The organism is Escherichia sp. MOD1-EC6162 (genome assembly GCF_002965125.1).
Lineage (GTDB): Bacteria > Pseudomonadota > Gammaproteobacteria > Enterobacterales > Enterobacteriaceae > Escherichia > Escherichia marmotae.
Map to the genome: position 1 here is coordinate 1 of NZ_PTSB01000027.1, position 17954 is coordinate 17954.

The following is a 17954-nucleotide window of genomic DNA, read 5'->3' on the forward strand; positions in this document are numbered from 1 at the left end:
CCTCAGCGTCATTAATCCCCACGCGGGTCACCTGCACGGGCGTGTGGTGCAGTTCCCTGACCTGCTTTTCTAACTTTTTCATTTGCTGTTCAACCTGAGAGGCTAATTCGTCTCCTTCCTGCATCTGGCCCCGGCTGATAATGAGTGCGGCGTCGGGATTGCTGAGCCGCAACATATTAATGGTACTGTCCTGAATAATATTCCCGGTGAAAGTTATAACTGTCTCATTGAGGTAATATTCTGTCATAATGGCATGAGTCCTTTTTAATAAACGAATTATTTTTTGATGGGTTTTTATTTATTTTTTAGTCATGAAGGTGACGTCTATTGCCGTCTGAAGGGCTGTTTTCTCTAATGCTCCAGGCGGAGGTATATTTGCCGCTCTGTCATTCATGTTTAAATCAAGCTGCCCTGATTGTGTATTTATTTTTCCGTTCTCTGTTGCTGTAATATTAAAATTCTTACAGGTTATATTAAATATTCCGTCACTGGTCATTTGCAGGATAGTTTCTCCGCAGCTAAGAATAATGGAATCTCCCGCAGCAAGGCGTAAATTCTGCACTGTCTGAATTGTTTTATCCCCGCCGGCGAGAGAGATATCATCTGTCTGGACTGTTAGAGAACGTTTCTCACCAATAATCGCAGTTTCTGTTTTATCAATAACTTTAAGGCGATTATTGCCCACCCAATGGCTTTCATTATTATTTACTTCAATGCGTTGATCTTTCTCGGCATGCAACCAGACTTCTTCTCCGCCAGTTTTATCCTCAAAACGCAGGGCGTTAGCATTGGTTGGGCCGCCGCCGATGGTGTGGCTGTAAAACCCGCTTTGCGTCGCTGCGCCCGGTAGTCCCCACGGAGGCATGGTGTCCTGGTTGTATGTCCGCCCCACGATAATGGGTAAATCCGGGTCACCGTTTTTGAAATCCACTAGAACTTCCTGACCAATGCGCGGGATCTGAATGCCACCGAATCCTTTACCCGCCCACGGATAACTGACACGGATCCAGCAGGAGCTGTTTTCGTCATTCTTACCGTAACGATCCCAGCCAAACTGAACTTTCACCCGGCCATATTTATCCGTCCAGATTTCCTGCCCCGCCGGGCCAGTCACGATGGCGCTCTGCGGGCCTTTGGTATGGGGTTTGCTCAGAGTTCGCTGCGGACGGTAAACTTCATTGGTGGGATGCAACTCAAAGCTGGTTGAGTAAGAGAAGTGCTGCTCCTGGCCGCTGTGTTGCGCATTGTCCTGTATAAATAGTGTGGTCTGTGCCAGCAGATATTCCCGGTTCACTTCGGCTGTTGGATAGTTTTCCAGGATGAAGGTAAAACCTGTCATCAGGGTACGAATATTGCCACTGCCCTGTACCCGACTACCGGGGCTACGCTGTTCTTCCATGCGGATGCGTGTCAGCATTTCACCTTCACTCTTTGTGAAGTAGTCTCCCGGCCATTCGTAGTGCTCATATTCAGCAAGGCCGGTTTCACGTGGATTAGCCACGGTGCTCTTCAGCAGTGAACGCGGCTTCATAAAGTCGAAATCATTCAGCACCCACTGTCCGCTGCGCAGGCTTTCATTTGCTGTGATGGTATGGATAAACTCCTTGTCCAGTTTCAGCCCTTTCTGGTAATAACACACCAGCGGCGAATCTGCGCATGTCTTGTGGACATTAATGGCATCAGCCAGCACTAACGTGTGACTGTTCTCGCTGTGCTCAAACCACCAGTAGATACCCCACTCCTGCATCAGGCGCTGAATAAAATCAAAATCTGTTTCACCGTACTGCACCTGCCAGGTGCGAGTCGGATAATTTTCCACCAGTCGTTTTTCCACTGGCCAGGGGTACTCATCCAGTACCTCATCCAGGATGTCCACCACGTTTTTATTCTGAAACGCTTTGTAGTCACTCGTGTGGGTCAATATTTTTAACCACGGTTCGATCCGCAGTTCATACACCACCGAACGTCCTTGATGACCAGCCACGCGCGCCGCCGTCACCAGCCCGCTGATATACCGTTTTCCGCCGCCATCCAATTCGATATGGACGCACAGATCTTTGCCTACCATCGATTTGAGCTGCAGGTTGGCTGCGGGGGAAACATAGCCTATGTTCAGGGTGTCAGGAGTTTTTAATTTAATAGAATAAGTAAATAGTTCCCCTACTGTTTCTGTACCACCTAAGCTTGCGAACAGTAACATTCCATCAGGAACAGCGCTGCCGCTCAAAGTCACGTTATGCTTACCCGATCCAATTAGTGTGCCGGATGGGTAATCTGTAGCTGTAAAACTCATAATTAATCCTTTTAACTAGGAATGGCTAAGTGCTAATAAGAAATCTTACAGAGAAGAAAATATATAAAATATTCGTCGTTGGCATAAAACACCTCAATACTTATGAGTGCTACTGAAGGTACTATCAACCATATATACCATGAAGAATGCACAGTCATGTTACCCTGGCGAAAATATTCACCTGAAGCACATTAATAAAAGCAATGAAATTATTTAACTTGTCATTTGATATGATTATCATCAAGTCTTAAAATACGTCCCCCTGTTCTAATTATGCTAAAACCATAGTATTCTTTTTTACTTCCGGAAGAGAGCATATATTTTCCGATATAAATAACATCTGAAGATAGCTCATTTATGTCAATACATACGGGATCGAACTGACCAGTCACTCTTTTCAGTTTTATTGCATTACCATATTTACCTTCATATAAAATATAATTTGAAATCATATTCCCATCGTCTGGTTTTGAACAAACCCGTGCGTCTTGTAAATATATATTACCGGGCAACAATGGACGAACATAATCACCAACAGTGCATCCCGATAAAAAGAGCAACAAAAAGAATCTCTTCACATGACGCCCGCAGGAAATAAATTAAGCACCTTTTTGTATTTTTCCGATAGAGTATTCACTGGTTCAGTTGTATCTCCTGCATAGTTAACATTTGCCAAATCAGCTACCAACCCATAGTTAATCAATAGCCAATAATCAGCAACTATAGATGCTTGTTGTTCCATTGAATAAGAAGCAATTGAATGTAAATTAAGATCGTAATGATAATTTGCCGCCCAGGAAAACAAACCACGCAACTTAACTGAATACCCTTTCTGATATTGCCAAACATGCATCATTTCATGAATAAACAAGTGAGAAGCACCAGCTACTGTTTCACGATCGCCAGGCATTGCTTGCGATGAAAAATCTGAACTATAAACAGCATCAGGATAATACATTTCCCCGTTTGGGGTCATCGCTGTTCTTTCCCCTTGACCTGGCAAGTGTTTTTCATTGTGGATCCATACCTTGTTATAATCAATTGTATTCTCAAAAATCGATCTGGCTAATGTTAATTAACCAGATGTCATTCTCCTTAATGACATCTCATTCCTCCTGGGAATAATATTTTTCAGATAAAAAACAAACGCTCTTTTATTATTTATTAAATAGGGTTCTCTTTGATGTTCAACATTTCCACTTTATGCAGTGTTGATGACATCATCTTCATAGACAATGAAATCAAAGCAAGTTATCAAAGTTTCCCATTACGATTACTTAACATTAACTCTCAGTATCTTTGTTTATCTATCTTCAATATCAATAGTTGATACAAATGATTGCACGGATAACATAATCTTCATCAATTAATTAATATCTGTAAACGCTACCGCCCCACCCTGATATCATGATCTGCACGTGGCTATCTTAACGTGATGCTCCATACATTAGTAATGTAAATCATGAATTCGGAATATATCAAATTCACTTCATAAATTAATATCGAGAATGATATACATATTAAAATTATATTGAAGTAATGTTTTAAGAGTTGTATTCCCCTGAAACCAGTCATACGCCAGTCCCTCACTGTTCAGTGATAATCAGCGAAGGGATATGTTGGCGACCAACCACACTAGTGACCACTGAAACCACGGGCGTTCAGAGCGACGAACGAGGAACAAAAGATCTGGTCTGCAATCGAGTACCCTCAACGCAACAATAGTTGTATCAGTCATAATTTCACCAGATTGCTATTTTGTCGTCAGTCGCTTTTATACCCATACATTTAGAGCGGGATCATTTTGCATCGTTACACGATAACAGGTAGGATTCTGCGCCGACAGTTATACCCATAAAGAATAATGGTGAAGGCTGTCATTGCCACGGTGAATAAACAAACCATGTGGTGTCATATATAACCTTTTAGCGAGAAACTCAGGGAGCGCAATGAGTAAACACGACACAGATACTTCAGATCAACACGCCGCGAAACGCCGCTGGCTTAATGCCCACGAAGAGGGCTATCACAAAGCGATGGGTAATCGCCAGGTGCAGATGATCGCCATTGGTGGCGCGATTGGTACTGGTTTGTTTTTAGGCGCAGGTGCCCGACTACAAATGGCGGGACCAGCACTGGCACTGGTTTATTTAATCTGCGGCTTGTTTTCGTTTTTTATTTTGCGTGCGTTGGGTGAGTTGGTATTACATCGCCCTTCCAGTGGCAGTTTTGTCTCATATGCCCGTGAGTTTTTGGGTGAGAAAGCCGCTTATGTTGCTGGCTGGATGTACTTCATCAACTGGGCAATGACCGGGATTGTCGATATTACTGCAGTTGCACTGTATATGCATTACTGGGGCGCGTTTGGCGATATTCCACAATGGGTATTTGCGCTCGGGGCATTAACCATCGTCGGCACCATGAATATGATAGGTGTAAAATGGTTTGCAGAGATGGAGTTCTGGTTTGCGCTGATTAAAGTTCTCGCCATTGTTACCTTTCTGGTCGTGGGTACAGTGTTCCTCGGTAGCGGTCAGCCACTGGATGGCAACACCACAGGATTTCATTTAATTACCGATAATGGCGGTATCTTCCCCCACGGTTTATTGCCTGCACTGGTGTTGATTCAGGGCGTAGTATTTGCTTTCGCTTCCATTGAGATGGTGGGAACTGCCGCCGGAGAATGTAAAGATCCGCAGACCATGGTGCCTAAAGCCATTAACAGCGTGATTTGGCGTATTGGTCTGTTTTATGTCGGTTCCGTGTTGTTGCTGGTGATGTTATTGCCGTGGAGTGCGTATCAGGCGGGGCAAAGTCCGTTTGTGACGTTCTTCTCTAAACTTGGCGTGCCGTACATCGGCAGCATTATGAATATCGTGGTGCTGACCGCCGCACTCTCCAGCCTGAACTCTGGCCTGTACTGCACCGGACGTATTTTACGCTCAATGGCAATGGGCGGTTCTGCACCAAGTTTTATGGCGAAAATGAGTCGCCAGCATGTTCCGTATGCCGGGATTCTGGCGACGCTGGTCGTGTATGTTGTCGGCGTATTCCTCAATTATCTGGTGCCGTCGCGCGTTTTTGAGATTGTGTTGAACTTTGCGTCGCTGGGAATTATCGCTTCGTGGGCGTTTATCATTGTTTGCCAGATGCGCCTGCGTAAAGCGATTAAAGAAGGTAAAGCGCAGGAAGTCAGTTTTAAACTCCCCGGCGCGCCCTTCACTTCCTGGCTGACTTTACTGTTTTTGCTGTGCGTCCTGGTGCTGATGGCGTTCGATTATCCGAACGGGACTTATACCATCGCGGCACTGCCGGTTATCGGTATTCTGCTGGTTGTGGGTTGGTTTGGTGTGCGTAAACGCGTTGCCGAAGTTCACAGCACTGCGCCAGTCATCGAGGAAGATGAAGAAAAACAGGAAATTGTGTTTAAGCCTGAAACGGCGAGTTAATTGCAAAATTGCCCGGTTTAAAGCCGGATGCGGCGTAAATGCCTTATCCGGCTAACAAACTATAAATAAATCAAATAATTATGCGTGTTGTAGGCCTGGTAAGACGCGACAGCGTTGCATCAGGCATTGTGCTCCGCTTGCCGGATGCGGCGCTAGCGCCTTATCAGGCCTACGAAAGACAAACTCCCCTGTGTCGATTACAGCGCAATACGAATCACATCGTCCGGCTGGGTAGCTTCCTGCTGTTTAGTGGATTTTTGTTTAACACTGACATACAGCGTTTTGCCATCGGCAGACAGCGCCAGGCTGTTCGGATGGGTCGGCGTATCGAACGTTTTCACTACCTTGTAGGTTTTCGCGTCAATCACACTGACTTTACCTGCCTGACGATGTGTCACATAGGCTTCATTACGCGCCGGGTTAAACAGCACAGCCAGTGATTCCGGTGCCGCTACCTTCGCCAGAATATTGCCTTCACGAGTATCAACCACCAGCACTTCCGCAGCTTTGGAGTCGGTGATAAACGCACGCTGGTTGGCGGTATCGAGACTAATGTTGATAAAGAAGTGCTCTTTGCCATCATCCAGCAACTTTTTACGGCTCAAAATTTTGTTGTCGGTGGTGTCGATAGTAATCAATTCACCGTCAGCGTTGGTGGTATAGAGACGTTTGCCTTTGCTATCCAACGCCAGGCCAGTGCTCATTTTACCGGTGTTCTGGATGGCAGTTTTCAGTTTGATATTCTCACCGTCAATCACCCAGACCACGCTCTCCTTCCCAATACCGCTGATGTAAACGGTATTCGTGGCATCATCTGCTACCAGTTCACGCGGCTGCAGCGGGCGCACCTCTTCCGTGCGCTTACGATCATCCAGCACCAGACGCCCTTTCACTTCGCCCGTTTTGGCATCGATCGCCGTGACCGCGCTGTTTACGGTGTTACCAAACCACAACGTCTGGGTGGCATTGTTAATGGTGGCGCCAAACGGTTTGAGATCATTATGAATCACCTGAGTCACTTCCAGAGTGACCGGATCGAGACGATAAACCACCCCGCCTTTATCCAGTTTGCGGCTTTGCGATGTAGCGAGCCACAGCGCATTTTCCTGCTGGCTATAAGCCATTTCGTAAGCGCCTTTACCTACCGCTTTACGCAGCATTTCTTCCGCTGCCTGCGTGCTGAACGATGAAGCAACGAGCAATGAACCTAACAGTAATGAACCACGCAGACGCGATGAGAACAGATGACGTAAATGCATGACGACTCCCTTTGATGAACCGATATTTTTGCTGCTTCACAATGCTTCGCTGAGCGTAATCTTCGTTACACCCTTGTTATAAATGGGAATGGTAATCATTATTTTCTCAAATGTGGAGTATTTCTTGCTGTTACGACTACAATTTTCTCAATTGGTTAACGTATCGTGCCGTTTTGTTTTCTATAAATTTACAAATTTATTACCATAGCGATGTTTTTCCATTCTTAACCTGGCTTTTTTCATGAAGATTTTTTCCGTCCGACAGACTGTTTTATCTGCGCTGATTGTCCTTTCCCCATCCGTTTTTGCCGCTAATGAACAAACCATGATTGTGAGTGCCACACCACAGGTGGTTTCAGAGCTGGATACCCCAGCGGCGGTCAGTGTGGTTGATGGCGAAGAGATGCGCCTGGCAACACCGCGCATTAACTTGTCTGAATCACTGACCAGCGTGCCTGGTTTACAGGTACAAAACCGGCAGAACTATGCGCAGGATTTACAGTTGTCGATTCGTGGATTTGGTTCCCGCTCTACTTACGGGATCCGCGGGATTCGCCTGTATGTGGACGGCATTCCCGCCACCATGCCCGACGGGCAAGGACAAACGTCTAATATCGATTTAAGTAGCGTGCAAAACGTGGAAGTACTGCGTGGCCCCTTTTCCGCCCTCTATGGCAACGCTTCCGGTGGGGTGATGAATGTCACCACACAAACGGGGCAACAACCGTCAGGCATTGAAGCCAGCAGTTACTATGGCAGTTTTGGTAGCTGGCGTTACGGGTTGAAGGCAACGGGAGCAATGGGTGACGGCACACAGGCTGGCGATGTCGATTACACCGTTTCGACCACACGTTTTACGACCCACGGCTACCGTGACCATAGTGGTGCACAGAAAAATTTAGCCAATGCCAAATTGGGCGTACGTATTGATGATGCCAGCAAATTAAGCCTGATTTTTAATAGTGTGGATATCAAAGCAAACGACCCTGGTGGGTTGACCGAAGCAGAATGGAAAGCGGATCCGCAACAAGCTCCTCGCGCTGAACAGTACGATACACGGAAAACCATCAAGCAAACTCAGGCTGGAGTGCGTTATGAGCGTAGTCTTAGCGCCAGCGATGAGATGAGCGTGATGATGTACGCGGGTGAGCGTGAAACGACCCAGTACCAGTCAATCCCGATGGCACCACAACTTACCCCGTCACACGCAGGCGGCGTGATTACGCTGCAACGCCATTATCAGGGAATAGACAGTCGCTGGACACACCGCGGCGAACTGGGTGTTCCGTTCACTTTAACCACCGGTTTAAACTATGAAAACATGAGTGAAAACCGCAAGGGCTACAATAACTTCCGCTTGAATTACGGCATACCAGAATACGGGCAAAAAGGTGATTTGCGCCGCGACGAGCGTAATCTGATGTGGAACGTCGATCCCTATTTACAGACCCAGTGGCAACTGACTGACAAACTGTCACTGGATGCTGGCGTGCGCTATAGCTCAGTATGGTTTGATTCCAACGATTATTACATTACTCCCGGTAACGGCGATGACAGCGGAGATGCCAGTTATCACAAATGGCTGCCAGCCGGATCGTTAAAATACGCCATCACCGATGCCTGGAATATCTATCTGGCAGCGGGACGCGGCTTTGAAACGCCGACCATTAATGAACTTTCATACCGTGCCGATGGGCAAAGCGGGATGAACTTTGGTTTAAAACCGTCCACCAACGATACAATCGAAATCGGCAGTAAAACGCGTATTGGCGATGGTCTGTTTAGCCTCGCAGTGTTCCAGACCGATACTCATGATGAAATCGTTGTCGATAGCAGTAGCGGTGGGCGTACCACTTATAAAAATGCCGGGAAGACGCGTCGTCAGGGAGCCGAGCTGGCGTGGGATCAACGTTTCGCCGGAGATTTCCGCGTAAAAGCGTCGTGGACCTGGCTTGATGCAACATATCGCAGCAACGTTTGTAACGATCAGAACTGTAATGGTAACCGGATGCCAGGGATCGCCCGCAATATGGGCTTTGCGTCTTTAGGTTACGTACCAGAAGAAGGCTGGTATGCCGGTACAGAAGCGCGATATATGGGCGATATTATGGCTGATGACGAAAACACGGCAAAAGCGCCCTCTTATACTCTCGTTGGTTTGTTTACCGGCTATAAATATAATTACCGCAATATGACGGTGGATTTATTTGGTCGGGTCGATAATTTATTCGACAAAGAATATGTCGGATCGGTGATTGTTAATGAATCCAATGGCCGATATTACGAGCCAGCACCTGGACGGAATTATGGTATTGGCGTAAATCTCGCATGGCGGTTTGAATAATATTACGTGGTGGCGGTATAACACCGCCACCTGTTTTGTTAATTGTCATCCGCCACACGAATAACGACTTTGCCGAAGTTTTTACCTTCTAACAGGCCAATAAAAGTCTGTGGGGCATTTTCTAAACCGTCGGTCATTTGCTCGCGATAATGGATTTTCCCCTCTTTCACCCATTGCCCCATCTCCTGCTGGAACTCATGGATCCGGTGCCCATAATCCTGGCTGATAATAAAGCCTTGCAGACGAATACGTTTTTTCAGCACCGTGGCCATCAGCAACGGTAAACGATCCGGACCAGATGGCAATTCCGTCGCATTATAGCCGCTCACTAAGCCGCAGACAGGAATGCGCGCGGATGTATTGAGCAACGGCAACACGGCATCAAACACTTTACCGCCCACATTTTCATAATAGATATCAACACCTTTCGGACACGCCTTCGTCAGTTGCTCAGCAAAATCATCCGCATGGTGATCAAGGCAAACATCGAAACCCAGTACATCAGTAGCATGGCGGCATTTTTCAGCGCCACCGGCAACACCCACCACCCGACAGCCTTTCAGTTTGCCGATTTGCCCCACCGTTGCGCCAACAGGGCCGGTTGCAGCAGCAACCACCAGCGTTTCCCCCTTTTTAGGTTGACCGATATCCAGCAAGCCCATATAAGCGGTAAAACCAGGCATCCCCAGCACACCCAGCGACCACGAAGGGTTTTGTGGCTGATCGCCAAGTTTCACCAGTTCATCACCGCTGGATATGTCGTAGTCCTGCCAGCCGCTGTAGCCCAGCACCCAGTCGCCAGGCTGGTAGTCCGGATGATTTGATTCCACCACCCGGCTCACCGTGCCGCCAACCATCACGCCACCAATATCAACCGGTGGTGAATAGGATGGCTCATCGCTCATGCGCCCGCGCATATATGGGTCCAGCGACAGATAAACTGTGCGCAGTAACACCTGACCTTCACCTGGCGTGGCAACGTCATCTTCTTCCAGACGGAAATTCTCCGGAACCGGCGCTCCATGCGGACGCGAGGCCAGAACCCAACGGCGGTTACGCTGCTTTTGTTGCCCCATAATGATCTCCTGTGCTTTTGGCATGAATCCATCAATGGTAGCAGGCTCACGTGGTTAGATGTGTTTGTATGCATCACATTCGTCCAGCAACACACAATAATTTCATTATCGATTGCGTTGCTTCCGGCTGTTTTCGATAGTATTGATAGCATCATTACTATTCGATGTTTTATAGAGGCTCGACATGTCCATCCGTTTTGCCCGCAAAGCCGATTGTGCTGCAATTGCAGAAATTTATAACCACGCCGTGTTGTATACGGCGGCTATCTGGAACGACCAAACGGTGGATGCAGATAACCGAATCGCCTGGTTTGAAGCGCGAACATTATCCGGTTATCCGGTGCTGGTGAGCGAAGAAAATGGCGTTGTCACGGGGTATGCCTCATTTGGTGACTGGCGTAGTTTCGACGGTTTTCGCCATACAGTGGAACATTCGGTATATGTTCATCCGGATCATCAGGGCAAAGGTCTTGGGCGCAAATTGTTAAGCCGGTTGATTGATGAAGCGCGGGATTGCGGGAAGCATGTCATGGTTGCCGGGATCGAGTCGCAAAATCAGGCCTCGCTGCATCTACACCAGTCGCTGGGATTTGTCGTCACCGCACAAATGCCGCAGGTAGGCACTAAATTTGGTCGCTGGCTGGATCTCACCTTTATGCAGTTGCAACTCGACGAACGCAGTGAACCGGACGCTATCGGATGAATCAGTCGCTTACCCTTGCCTTTTTGATCGCCGCCGGGATTGGCCTGGTGGTGCAAAACACATTGATGGTGCGCATCACTCAGACCTCCTCCACCATTCTCATCGCCATGCTACTGAACTCACTGGTGGGAATTGTGCTGTTCGTGTCTATTTTGTGGTTTAAACAAGGGATGGCAGGGTTTGGCGAACTGGTGTCCAGCGTGCGTTGGTGGACTCTAATCCCTGGTTTGCTGGGATCATTTTTTGTCTTCGCCAGTATCAGCGGGTATCAAAATGTGGGGGCGGCAACGACCATTGCAGTACTGGTCGCCAGCCAACTTATTGGAGGTCTGGTACTGGATATTTTCCGCAGTCATGGCGTGCCACTTCGGGCGTTGATTGGTCCAATTTGCGGAGCGGTTTTATTGGTAGTTGGCGCCTGGTTGGTGGCCAGACGCACGTTTTAATCAGAGGATGGTGCCACCTTTCGTTAACTGTTCGTGGCGCGCTTCCATATCTTCTTTATGCTTGCGTCCGTGATGGGCGATTGCTGTGCGCAAACGCTGTTGCTGGGTGTAGCGATCTTCCCTGCTTAACTCTGCGTCATCGCTCAGGGCGATTAACAATTCGTTCATATGGGCAATGACGCTCTCCTCAATCGCGGCATCCACGCGCGCGATGACCTCATCCAGATGCGACATACTTTCTCCTTAGCCACTTGTGAAATTTATCGATTCACTCAAATGATATAAGTCTGCGTTGTGCCGTCAAGCCAGCGAGTAAGATTTAAAACAGTGAAAACAGTAGCGCCACTGGAAAACTCATCGGCCATGTGATCCCCACCAGAAAGGCGCTCAGAAAGCGAATGCTCTTCTTATCGTGGGAAAGAAACCAGGTAATAAGAAAGGCGATTACTGCCATAACAGCATAAAAAACAAGCAAACATTGAAAAAGAGACATGTACAGGCATCCAGCCAGGTGAATAAAACGCGCGCAAATATGCGTCATTTCTTGATGCGCATCAAGTTTTCAATCCATTTAAGATAAATTCAATAACCTACGGCATGCTCTTGTCCATCTTCAGAATGAGTATGATTGCGGATTTTCCCAACCCGTACTATACACATAGGGGCTATGACAAAAGGTGGCAAAAATGAACGTTTCCAGTAAAACTGTAGTGCTGATAAATCTCTTTGCTGCTGTTGGGTTGTTTACTCTTATCTCTATGAGATTTGGTTGGTTTATTTGATGTAGCGATATTGCACGCAGCACGTACTGTCAGAGAGAAATCAACTCTCTGACAGTAGGTTAGATCCTCTCACACTCTCCAGATTTACAACACTATCCTTAATGCTTAACCATTACGTGGCGTACTACGGTGTAATCTTCCAGCCCATAAAGTGACATATCTTTGCCATAACCTGAAAGTTTCTGCCCGCCGTGCGGCATTTCACTGACCAGCATGAAGTGGGTATTGACCCAGGTGCAGCCATATTGCAGACGAGCGCTCACACGATGCGCCCGACCGACATCTTTCGTCCACACCGAAGAGGCCAACCCGTACTGACTGTCATTCGCCCAGTTAACCACTTGCTCTTCGTTGTCGAAGGCCGTCACGCTCACTACCGGGCCAAATACCTCTCTTTGAACGATGGCATCTTCTTGTAACGCACCGGCCAGCAGTGTAGGCGCATAATAATAACCGTTACCCTGCCGTTTTTCACCGCCGGTGATCACCTTAATGTGTCCCGTCGCCTTCGCCTCTTCCACCGCCCTGCTGACGCGTTCGAGATGTGCCAGTGAGCTTAACGGCCCCAGCTCTGTGGCACCATCATCCGGTGCACCAGATTTTAACGTTGCCACTGCGGCACCGAGTTTTTCCACCAGCGCGTCGTAAATACCTTTTTGCGCGTAGATACGACAGGCAGCAGTGCAATCTTGTCCGGCATTGTAATAGCCAAAGGTGCGCACACCTTCGACCACTGCTTCAATATCTGCATCATCAAAGACAATCACTGGTGCTTTACCGCCCAGTTCCATGTGGGTGCGCTTTATGGATGGTGCTGTATGGCTGATGATGTGCTCACCGGTAGCGATAGACCCCGTCAGCGACACCATGCGCACTTTTGGATGTCCGGTCAGCGGATCACCCACCGTTTTACCTCTGCCAAACAGTACGTTGATCACGCCTGGCGGGAAGATATCTTTCGCCAGTTCTGCCAGTTTCAACGCAGTCAGCGGTGTAATTTCTGATGGTTTAAGCACTACGCAGTTCCCCGCCGCCAGCGCCGGAGCCAGTTTCCACGCTGCCATCATCAACGGGTAGTTCCAGGGGGCGATAGAGGCCACAACACCTAATGGATCGCGGCGAATCATTGATGTATGACCTTCAAGATATTCACCCGCCGCCAGACCATTCAGGCAGCGCGCAGCACCGGCGAAAAAGCGAAAGACATCGACAATCGCCGGAATCTCATCATTAAAAGCACTATGCAGCGGTTTGCCACAGTTACGGGACTCCAGTTCGGCAAAAACCTGACCGTTCTCTTCGATAACATCCGCCAGTTTCAGCAGGCATTCCGCACGCATTTTCGGCGTGGTTTGCCCCCACCCGACAAATGCGGCATCTGCCGCGCGAACAGCGGCATCAACCTGCTCTGCGGTTGCCTCGGCAATCTCCAGTAATACTTCTCCCGTTGCCGGATTATAGACAGGCTGTTTTTCCCCTTCGCCGCTGACCAGTTCTCCGTTAATCAGTAACTTATGTTGCATAGCATATTCCCATTTCAGTGGTTATTGACCCTTGTCGCCTTCACGGGTTAGCCACCAGGCCCCCAGGATCGGCAAGGTTGTTACCAACATAACCAGCAGTGCCACAACGTTGGTTACCGGTACATCACGCGGTCGCCCAAGCTGATTGAGCAACCACAGTGGTAACGTCCGTTCGTGACCCGCGGTAAAAGTCGTCACGATGATTTCATCGAACGACAAGGCAAACGCCAGCATTCCCCCCGCCAGTAACGCCGAACTGAGATTCGGCAACACCACGTAGCGGAAGGTTTGCCAGCCATTGGCTCCAAGATCCATTGACGCTTCCACCAGACTCCACGAGGTACGGCGAAAACGGGCGATGACATTGTTGAAGACGACCACCACGCAAAAAGTCGCATGACCAACCACGATAGTGAAAAAGCCTGGCTCCAGATTGATCGTTTTAAAGGCCGTTAATAGTGCGAGACCAGTGACAATGCCAGGCAATGCAATGGGTAACAGCAGTAACAGTGAAATGGCGCTTTTGCCGAAAAAGTCACGCCGCCAGAGCGCCGCGGCCGCCAGTGTTCCTAACACCAGCGCGATGAATGTCGCCAGCGTCGCCACTTTAAGTGACAGTGTCACAGCATCAAGAATATCGCTACGCTGTGCTGCTATGCTGAACCAGCGCAGCGTCAAGCCTTGTGGTGGAAAACTAAATGCGGCTTCCTCGGTGTTAAACGCATAGGCGGCGATAATCAAGATGGGAAAATGGAGAAAAAGCACGCCGCCCCAGGCCGCCAGTTTGAGGAACAACGGTGCGCGTTCAGAGTGCATCGAACGCCCCCATGCGTTTCACGAACGCCAGATACAGTGCGATAAGAACAATCGGCACCAGAGTGAAAGCTGCAGCCATCGGCATATTGCCAATCGCCCCTTGCTGGGAGTAGACCATGTTGCCGATAAAATACCCCGGCGGCCCCACCAATTGCGGAACGATAAAGTCGCCCAGCGTTAGCGAGAAGGTAAAGATAGAACCTGCGGCAATACCCGGGATCGCCAGCGGTAACACCACATAGCGGAAAGTTTGCCGTGGGCGCGCGCCGAGATCTGCCGATGCCTGCAGCAGTGACGGGGGTAAACGCTCCAGCGCTGCCTGCACAGGCAGGATCATGAACGGCAGCCAGATATAAAGAAACACCAGAAAACGCCCCAGCCCGGAAGTAGACAGTGTATTGCCGCCCACAGCCGGAAGTGTCAGGAACGCCGTCAGCAGTGGCTCCAGCCCCAGATGTTGCAAAAACCACTGCGCTACGCCATCTTTCGCCAGCAATAACGTCCAGGCATAGGCTTTAACAATGTAGCTCGCCCACATCGGTAACATCACCGCAATATAAAAAAACGCTTTCATTTTGCCGCTGGTGTAGCGCGCCATGTACCACGCCATCGGAAAGGCCAGAATAGCGCTGGCGATGGTCACCGCCACTGCCATCGTCAGTGTGCGGATGATGATGTCGTAATTAGCCGGGTTAAACAGTGCGCGTATATTCGCCAGCGTCAGTTCCGGCGTTACCGACATAGTGAAATCATCAAAGGTATAAAACCCCTGCCATAACAGTGTCAGCAGCGAGCCGAAATAGACGATGCCAAACCACATCAACGGGCCAAGCAGCAGTAAAAACAACCCAAGCCCCGGTTTACGCCAGAAAAAACCCGACATCTTCCCCATGCCGGGGCGCGCAGGTGACTGCAATACGTTCATCGCCATTCACCTCTCCTCAACCAGAGGCACCATCACATCGCGGGACCAGGAAACCATCACCTGTTGACCAGGCGTGAGCGTGGCGGGTAGTTCTTCGCCCGTCATGTTGCCCAGACTGACCAGCAGTTTTTCACCGCCACTAAGTTTCAGTTCAAAACGAGTCGTCGCCCCCTGATATTGCACCGCCTGGATCGTGCCATTGGCCTGCACTTCGCCAGGTGTATTGAGGCGGATATGTTCCGGGCGCAATGCAAAGCTCCCCATCATGCCGCAAAGTTTCTCCGCAATCAGCGGCGCAAAAACGTTGGATGTCCCGACAAATCCCGCGACAAATGGCGTACGCGGACGCATATAGAGATCGCGCGGTGAATCAACCTGCTCAATACGTCCATTATTGAAAACCGCCACGCGATCGGACATCGATAATGCTTCGCCCTGATCGTGGGTGACAAAGATAAAAGTGATTCCGAGGGATTGTTGCAGCTTTTTCAGCTCCAGTTGCATCTGCTCGCGCAGCTTAAGATCCAGTGCGCCGAGCGGCTCATCCAGTAGCAACACGCGCGGTTCGTTCACTAACGCTCTGGCGATGGCGACCCTCTGGCGTTGACCACCGGAAAGCTGTGACGGCTTACGTTGCAGCACGAAACCAAGCGCCACTTTTTCCAGCGCCTCTTGCGCCATGATGTAACGCTGTTTTTTATCAACGCCTTTGACCATCAACCCGTAGGCCACGTTATCGAGAATCGACATATGGGGAAACAGCGCGTAGTCCTGGAAAACGGTATTAACATCCCGCTCCCACGGTGGCAGATTGCTGGCGGGTTTACCAAAAATAGTAATTGCCCCGCCAGAAAGCTGTTCGAATCCAGCGATTAGCCGCAGACAGGTGGTTTTTCCGGAGCCGGACGGCCCCAGCATTGAAAAGAACTCACCATCTTTTATCGCAATACTGACGCCATCTACCGCGCGCACGTCACCGTACAACCGAGAAACGTTGTCAAACTCCACTGCGTACGTCATAAAACACCCCAGCGAAGTTAGCGGCCGCCCATAATGGCAATGTAATCCTGCGTCCAGCGGCTATATGGGACAAATTTTCCCCCTTCTGCGATGGGCGTTTTCCAGAAGGCGATTTTGTCGAAATAGTTAAATCCATTAGTTTCACAGCCTTTATCGCCCAGCAACGGACTGGCTTTACAGCCTTCCGGCACCACAGGCAGTGAGCCAAACCAGGCTGCCACATCACCCTGCACTTTTGGTGTTAATGACCAGTTCATCCATTTGTAGGCACAAACCGGATGTTTTGCTTCGCTATGCAGCATAGTGGTATCAGCCCAGCCGGTGACGCCCTCTTTAGGGAAGACGGTGGCGATCGGTTGTCCTTCGCCTTTCAATGCGTTGGCCTGATATGGCCATGCGCTGGAAGCTACCACGCCTTCATTTTTGAAATCGCTCATTTGTACAGAGGTGTCATGCCAGTAGCGATGGATCAAACCATGTTGATCGCGAAGTACTTTCAGCACCGCCTGATATTGATCTTCGGTCAGTTGGTACGGATCGCTGATGCCCAACTGCGGCTGAGTCGCTTTGACGAACAGCGCGGCATCGGCAATATAGATAGGGCCGTCATAAGCCTGTACGCGGCCTTTATTGCTCTTACCGTCCGGCAGTTCCTGTTCCACAAAGACAACCTGCCAGCTATCCGGTGGCGTCGGAAAGGTTTTGGTGTTGTACATCAGCAGGTTCGGCCCCCACTGATACGGCGTGCCATAAACTTTGCCGCCAACGTTAAACCAGTCGCCCTTTACTACGCGTGGGTCGAGTGTTTTCCAGTTGGGGATCAGTGCGGTATTAATCGGCTGCACACGTTTACCCATAATCAAACGCAGTGAAGCATCACCGGACGCCGTGACCAGATCGTAACCGCCTTTGGTCATCAGGCTGACCATTTCATCGGAAGTGGCGGCGGTTTTCACATTTACCGCGCAACCTGTTTCTTTTTCGAATTGCGTAACCCAGTCGTATTGTTTATCGGTTTGTCCACGTTCGATGTATCCCGGCCAGGCGATAATATCCAGTCGTCCTTCCGGTTTATCTAAATTAGTGAGGGGTTCGGCGGCGTGGGCGGTCATTAAAGTCATGGTTAGCGCACACAGGCTGCTGCGGGCAAATGTCTTGCTCATAGGTCTTACTCCTGTTGTCATTATTGTCAGCAGCCGTGCCGTAAAAATATCTCCCTGTTTAACCATAGACGGCGCATTGCAGGCGTACCCTCGCCCCTGAAAATATTTAGTCAGGTTGTGAGCTAACGCGCATTACGCAATTTTAGAGGCTATCT

General features: G+C 49.2%; 18 protein-coding genes. 5 read left to right on the forward strand and 13 right to left on the reverse strand.

From position 1 onward, the window contains the following. From A9587_RS18790 to A9587_RS18805, 4 genes are all read right to left on the reverse strand, one after another. Positions 1 to 247: DcrB-related protein (locus A9587_RS18790; RefSeq protein ID WP_123057719.1), on the reverse strand; the 247-nt coding region annotated here is incomplete at its 3' end. A gap of 51 nt (positions 248 to 298) precedes the next feature. Continuing rightward, the gene (locus tag A9587_RS18795; RefSeq protein ID WP_001516408.1) at positions 299 to 2293 is read right to left on the reverse strand and encodes a type VI secretion system Vgr family protein; all 1995 of its coding nucleotides are present in this window, start codon (positions 2291 to 2293) and stop codon (positions 299 to 301) included. A 221-nt stretch (positions 2294 to 2514) separates the two neighbouring features. Further along, on the reverse strand, positions 2515 to 2871 hold the full coding sequence (locus A9587_RS18800) for a hypothetical protein (RefSeq protein ID WP_000819261.1): 357 nt from the start codon (positions 2869 to 2871) through the stop codon (positions 2515 to 2517). Next, positions 2868 to 3350: a type IV secretion protein Rhs gene (locus A9587_RS18805; protein WP_236942002.1), complete on the reverse strand. Its 483-nt coding sequence runs from the start codon at positions 3348 to 3350 to the stop codon at positions 2868 to 2870. The genes A9587_RS18800 and A9587_RS18805 overlap by 4 nt, the downstream gene beginning before the upstream one ends. A gap of 892 nt (positions 3351 to 4242) precedes the next feature. Here A9587_RS18805 and ansP point away from each other — a divergent pair. Then, positions 4243 to 5742, forward strand: a complete 1500-nt coding sequence (gene ansP, locus A9587_RS18815; protein ID WP_001516412.1) for an L-asparagine permease — start codon at positions 4243 to 4245, stop codon at positions 5740 to 5742. Positions 5743 to 5939: 197 nt separating this feature from the next. Here the strand turns inward: ansP and yncE are convergent, their stop codons facing one another. Then, a complete protein-coding gene (gene yncE, locus A9587_RS18820; RefSeq protein ID WP_038355804.1) occupies positions 5940 to 7001 on the reverse strand; it encodes a 7-bladed beta-propeller protein YncE in 1062 nt (353 codons plus the stop codon). Positions 7002 to 7242: 241 nt separating this feature from the next. On the opposite strand from yncE, the gene pqqU reads away from it, so the two are divergent. Next, positions 7243 to 9345, forward strand: coding sequence for a TonB-dependent receptor PqqU (pqqU, locus tag A9587_RS18830; RefSeq protein ID WP_000689392.1), 2103 nt, complete (start codon positions 7243 to 7245; stop codon positions 9343 to 9345). A 38-nt stretch (positions 9346 to 9383) separates the two neighbouring features. Here pqqU and curA read toward each other — a convergent pair whose 3' ends face one another. Beyond that, on the reverse strand, positions 9384 to 10421 hold the full coding sequence (gene curA / locus A9587_RS18835; RefSeq protein WP_016248713.1) for an NADPH-dependent curcumin/dihydrocurcumin reductase: 1038 nt from the start codon (positions 10419 to 10421) through the stop codon (positions 9384 to 9386). A gap of 184 nt (positions 10422 to 10605) precedes the next feature. Between curA and A9587_RS18840 the strand changes: the two genes are divergently transcribed. Together A9587_RS18840 and A9587_RS18845 are read left to right on the forward strand one after the other, a co-directional pair. After that, complete coding sequence (locus tag A9587_RS18840; RefSeq protein ID WP_001516415.1) at positions 10606 to 11124, forward strand: GNAT family N-acetyltransferase; 519 nt, start codon at positions 10606 to 10608, stop codon at positions 11122 to 11124. Further along, positions 11121 to 11570 carry a DMT family transporter gene (locus A9587_RS18845; RefSeq protein WP_001076542.1) on the forward strand — a complete coding sequence of 150 codons (450 nt, stop codon included), beginning with the start codon at positions 11121 to 11123 and terminating at the stop codon, positions 11568 to 11570. Before A9587_RS18840 ends, A9587_RS18845 begins: the two co-directional genes overlap by 4 nt. Here the strand turns inward: A9587_RS18845 and ydcY are convergent, their stop codons facing one another. Next, positions 11571 to 11804: a DUF2526 family protein YdcY gene (gene ydcY, locus A9587_RS18850; protein WP_000018633.1), complete on the reverse strand. Its 234-nt coding sequence runs from the start codon at positions 11802 to 11804 to the stop codon at positions 11571 to 11573. Positions 11805 to 11889: 85 nt separating this feature from the next. After that, positions 11890 to 12063 carry a GhoT/OrtT family toxin gene (locus A9587_RS18855; protein ID WP_001516416.1) on the reverse strand — a complete coding sequence of 58 codons (174 nt, stop codon included), beginning with the start codon at positions 12061 to 12063 and terminating at the stop codon, positions 11890 to 11892. Positions 12064 to 12256: 193 nt separating this feature from the next. Here A9587_RS18855 and yncL point away from each other — a divergent pair, with 193 nt between their 5' ends. Continuing rightward, entirely contained in the window at positions 12257 to 12352 is a 96-nt protein-coding gene (yncL, locus tag A9587_RS18860; protein ID WP_071985532.1) for a stress response membrane protein YncL, read from the forward strand. A gap of 98 nt (positions 12353 to 12450) precedes the next feature. Here the strand turns inward: yncL and patD are convergent, their stop codons facing one another. From patD to ydcS, 5 genes are read right to left on the reverse strand one after another with little or no spacing between them, the layout of a single operon-like run. Next, complete coding sequence (gene patD / locus A9587_RS18865; RefSeq protein ID WP_001163919.1) at positions 12451 to 13875, reverse strand: aminobutyraldehyde dehydrogenase; 1425 nt, start codon at positions 13873 to 13875, stop codon at positions 12451 to 12453. Positions 13876 to 13896: 21 nt separating this feature from the next. Further along, the gene (locus A9587_RS18870) at positions 13897 to 14691 is read right to left on the reverse strand and encodes an ABC transporter permease (RefSeq protein ID WP_000555487.1); all 795 of its coding nucleotides are present in this window, start codon (positions 14689 to 14691) and stop codon (positions 13897 to 13899) included. Next, complete coding sequence (locus tag A9587_RS18875; RefSeq protein ID WP_001516417.1) at positions 14681 to 15622, reverse strand: ABC transporter permease; 942 nt, start codon at positions 15620 to 15622, stop codon at positions 14681 to 14683. Before A9587_RS18875 ends, A9587_RS18870 begins: the two co-directional genes overlap by 11 nt. Continuing rightward, entirely contained in the window at positions 15623 to 16636 is a 1014-nt protein-coding gene (locus tag A9587_RS18880; RefSeq protein WP_001516418.1) for an ABC transporter ATP-binding protein, read from the reverse strand. 17 nt (positions 16637 to 16653) lie between these two features. Next, positions 16654 to 17799, reverse strand: coding sequence for a putative ABC transporter substrate-binding protein YdcS (gene ydcS / locus A9587_RS18885; RefSeq protein ID WP_000047463.1), 1146 nt, complete (start codon positions 17797 to 17799; stop codon positions 16654 to 16656). Positions 17800 to 17954: the final 155 nt, after the last annotated feature.